4 protein-coding genes are annotated in these 4,164 nt (G+C 71.7%); all 4 read right to left on the bottom strand.

Features of this window, described 5'->3' with window-relative positions; all coding sequences use genetic code 11:
* The coding region (locus B2869_RS02575) for a glycerate kinase (RefSeq protein WP_292762347.1) at nt 1–281 on the bottom strand (281 nt) is incomplete at its 3' end.
* Between the two features lie 119 nt (nt 282–400).
* On the bottom strand, nt 401–2,008 hold the full coding sequence (locus B2869_RS02580; RefSeq protein ID WP_292762349.1) for an SLC13 family permease: 1,608 nt from the start codon (nt 2,006–2,008) through the stop codon (nt 401–403).
* The gene (locus B2869_RS02585; protein ID WP_292762352.1) at nt 2,005–2,664 is read right to left on the bottom strand and encodes a response regulator transcription factor; all 660 of its coding nucleotides are present in this window, start codon (nt 2,662–2,664) and stop codon (nt 2,005–2,007) included. The genes B2869_RS02580 and B2869_RS02585 overlap by 4 nt, the downstream gene beginning before the upstream one ends.
* Before the next feature lies 1 nt (nt 2,665).
* Nucleotides 2,666–4,164, bottom strand: a 1,499-nt coding sequence (locus tag B2869_RS02590; protein WP_292762354.1) for a sensor histidine kinase, incomplete at its 5' end; no start/stop codon positions are given.

Below are 4,164 nucleotides of genomic sequence, written 5' to 3' on the forward strand. Positions count from 1 at the left end.
GCGGTCCCGATGGCGTGCCCACCGAGCCGCGCCCAGTGCGCGTCCACCGGGTCGCCGACGGGGCCCGTCACCCGTGCCGGGATGAGCTCTCCTCCGGTCGCCGCGGCGAGCGCGGCGGCCGTGCCCTCTCCTCCGTCCGGCACCGGGTACTCGTCCACCTGCACGCCGGGGATGACCCGACGAACGCCGGCGGCGATGGCCTGGGCCACGGCCTCGGCGCTCAGGCTCTCCTTGAAGCCACTGGGTGCGACCAGGATGCGCTGCGGGGTGTGGATCGACATGATTCCTCCTTCTGCGCCCGAGACGGGCGACGAGCGCCCGGTGTGCGGGCACGACGAGCACCGGTGCACCGGCGGTGCACGCGGAGTGAAGCGGGTGTGAGAGGGGCCGAGGCCGCGGATCAGAGCAGCAGCGGCAGCCCCATCAGAGGCCACACCCACAGGGCGAAGACGGCCACGAGCACGAACATCGCCGGTGCCAGCAGCACCGAGAGCCGGCGCAGGTCCAGCGGGGTGAAGCCCCCGCTCACGATGTCGGGGTCGGCGAACATGGCGACCGGCTTCGCCGAACTGGGGAGCGTGTGGCAGAACCCGGCCGCGGCGGTCGAGGCGAACGCCGCCGCCATCGGGGAGACGCCGAGTGCGGGCGCGAGCGCGATCACGACCGGGACGATCGCGGCGGAGCGGGCCGACCGCGACGGGATCAGCAGATGCGCGGCGGTCGAGATCGCGATGACCACGAGCACGAACGCGACGGCCCCCGCGGCGCCGAGCCCCCGGAGCGGGGCGAGCGCCGACGAACTCAACCAGGCGGCGGCGCCCGTGCTGGTGAGCGCTGATGCCAGCGCGAGAGTCGCGGCGAGGAACAGCAGCAGCGACCACGGCACGCGCTTGATCGCAGCGGGGAAGGTCAGGCAGCCGATCCCGGGCGTCACGGCGGCGACGGCTCCGATGAGGGCGACCAGTGCCGGCGACAGATGGTGCAGCGGTTCGGTGGCCCAGAGGAGGATCACACCGCCCAGCAGCACGCCAGCGCGTCGCTCCATGGTGCTGAGCGGCCCGGTCACGGCGGTCGATGCGGAGCGGCCGATATCCGTCGCGCTCATCCGCAGCGGCGTGCTGCGGTCGTCGCGGCGGGTGAAGCGCCAGAGGATGAGCTCGCAGGCCAGGTGCGACGAGACCGCGGCGAGAGGCAGCCCGAGCCAGAGCCAGCTCAGGAACGTGAAGCCCTGCTCGCCCGCGGCCCGCAGCAGCTGATCCGTCACGATGTGCGCCCCCGCGCCGAGCAGCGAGCCGACGGCTGAGAGCAGGACCACGGTCGGCATCAGCAGGGCGAGGGCGCGGATCACCCGCTCGCGTCCGGGAAGCGCGGCCGCGACCGCGGTGTGCACCGGGACGGCGAGCGCGGCGCGCCCGGAGGTGGCGGGCACGGCGAAGGCGGTGAGCGTGAGGGCGACGGTCGTCAGATGGAACAGGCTCCGCGGCCCGCGTGCGAACCGCAGCAGATGCGAGGCACCGCGCAGAGCGAGGCCGGAGGACGACACTGCGGAGGCGATCACGAACGCGCCGATGAGCAGCCAGATCGTCTCGTCGCCGAGGGAGGCGAAGAAGTCGCTCGCCGGCAGCACCCCGGTGACGATCAGGGCGATCGCGGCGAGGAAGGCGACGAGCGTGTCATCGAGGCCGGTGGATGTCCACGCCCACACCGCGAGCAGGAACACGGTGAGAGTCACGGCGATCGGCATGGTCACCCGGCTGGGGCCGGCGCCCTGAGACAGCGACGACAGCGCCATGGCGAGCCCCGCGATCAGCACGAGTCCGAGGGCGATGAGACTGAGGATGCGCCCACGCCCGAGCCGGCGCACCGCGAAGCCACGTCCGGCCGAGTTGCGACCGGTGAACGGGGTCGGGCGCTGCGGCGGCATCGTCGAGAATCGCGTGCGCTCGATCGCCGACGGCTCGGCCACCCGGCTCGCGTTCTCTGTATGGGTATGGGTGGGGTCACTCATCGGAATCGGTATCCCGCCCCGCGCACCGTCTCGATACGATCGATACCGATCTTGCCGCGCAGTGCCCGCACGTACACGTCGACCACGTTGGAGGCCGGATCGAAGTCCATCCCCCACACGTGCCCGATCAGCTGGTCGCGCGACAGCACCTGGCCGGCGTTCTGCAGGAAAACCTCGAGCAGGGCGAACTCCCGCGAGGTGAGCTCGCGCATGTCGCCGTCGACCGTGACCGTGCGGGCGCGCACATCCACCCGCACATCGCCGTGGGTGAGCACGGGGCCGGCCGCCCGTCCCTCGCCGTCGCCGATCCGCAGCCGCACCCTGGCGATGAGCTCGGCGAACTGGAACGGCTTGGTGACGTAGTCGTTCGCCCCGCTTTCCAAGCCCCGCACTGTGTCGATGACCGAGTCACGGGCGGTGAGGATGATGACCGGTGTCGCGACGCCCTCGCCGCGCAGGTTGGCGAGCACGTCGAAACCGTCCATGCCGCCGAGCCCGATGTCGAGCAGCACCAGATCGAACATGCCGCTGCGGGCCATCAGCAGCGCGGTGTGGCCGTCGGCCGCCTCGGCGGTCTCGTAGCCGGCCGCGCGCAGGCCCCGGCGGACGAACGAGGTGATGTGCGGGTCGTCTTCCGCGATGAGGATGCTGCGCATCTCACTCGCTCCTCTCTACCGCGGTGTCGAACCGCGTGGTGGTGGGTGCCGGAAGGTCGATGCCGAACGTGGCACCTTCTCCGAACACGCTGTCGACCCAGGCTGAACCGCCGTGTCCATCGGTGATCGCCCGCACGATCGCGAGCCCGAGCCCCGACCCTCGTCGCGCACCAGAGCTGTCGCCGCGGGCGAAGCGCTCGAAGATGCGCTCGGCGTCGGCCACGGCGACCCCGGGACCGGAGTCGCGCACCCACAGCCGCAGCCGCCGCTCGCTCCCCTCGCCGTCGAAGCGCGAACCGATGAGGATGCGGTCACCTGTCTCGGTCACCTGGACCGCGTTCGCCGCGAGCTGCAGCACGGCCTGGGTCACCCGCTGGGGATCGAGCGCCGCCGTCCCCTCGGCCACTTCCATGAGCTGCCAGCGACGATCTCCGAGGTTCTGCGCCTTGGCCTCGATGTCGAGGGTGAGGGCGGCGGTGTCGCAGTTCGCGACCCGCACGAAGTCGGGCTGCTCGGCCCTCGCGAGCACGAGCAGGTCGGTGACGATGCGGCTCATCCGGTCGAGCTCGTCGCTGACGAGACGCAGGGTCGCCGCACGCTCCTCCGGGTCTTCGCTCAGCAGTTCCAACTGGCCGCGGACGATCGTGATCGGCGTGCGCAGCTCGTGACCCGCGTCGTCGACGAACCGCTGCTGCGTCGCGTGCACGGCCTCGAGGCGGTCGAGCATCTGGTTGAAGGTCGTGGCCACGGCCGCGATGTCGTCGGTGCCCTCGACCGGCACGCGCGCCGAGAGGTCGTGCTCCCCGATGTCGCGGGCGACCCGGTACACCTCTCGCACGGGAGCCAGGATCTGCCCGGCGACGAGCCAGGCGACGCCGGAGCTGAGCAGGATCCCGATCAGCGCCACCCACGCGATCGTGGCGAATCCGGCGTCGACCTGCGAGCGCGCCTCCTGCGTGTACTGCACGATCAGCACCGCACCGCCGCGATCACCGGTGGTGAATTCCAACCGCCCCCAGCGCAGGGGGCCCACGTCGGGCGCGTCCATCGCGCCGGACGCCGACGTCTCATCGAGCAGTCGGTTCACGAGCGCCTCGCCGCCCGGCACTGCAGCGAGCGCGGAGGCATCCGTCGCTTGCACCCGGCCGTTCGCGACCGCGATCACCGCCCCCTCGACGGTGGCGATCACGACCTCGTTCTCGTGCACGGACTGGCGGGCGACATACTCGCTGACCAGATCCTCGGCCGTGGTGTGACCACTGGCCGCGGCATCCTCCGCGAATCGGGAGAACTCGGAGGCCTCCTGCTCGATCTCGGCGTTGGCCGACTGCTCCACACCGGCGAGGAAGATGCTGCGGCCGACCATGCCGACGGCGAGGAGCGTGATGGCGGTGCTGAGGATGATCCACAGCGTGATACGCCAGCGGGCGGGCAGAGTGCGGCGGCGCAAGGTGCGCAGCGGCGCACCGGTGGCCGCGAGGCCTTGCGCCACCGCACGCG

Source organism: Microbacterium sp. UBA3486 (assembly GCF_002377845.1).
Taxonomy (GTDB): Bacteria; Actinomycetota; Actinomycetes; order Actinomycetales; family Microbacteriaceae; genus Microbacterium; species Microbacterium maritypicum_A.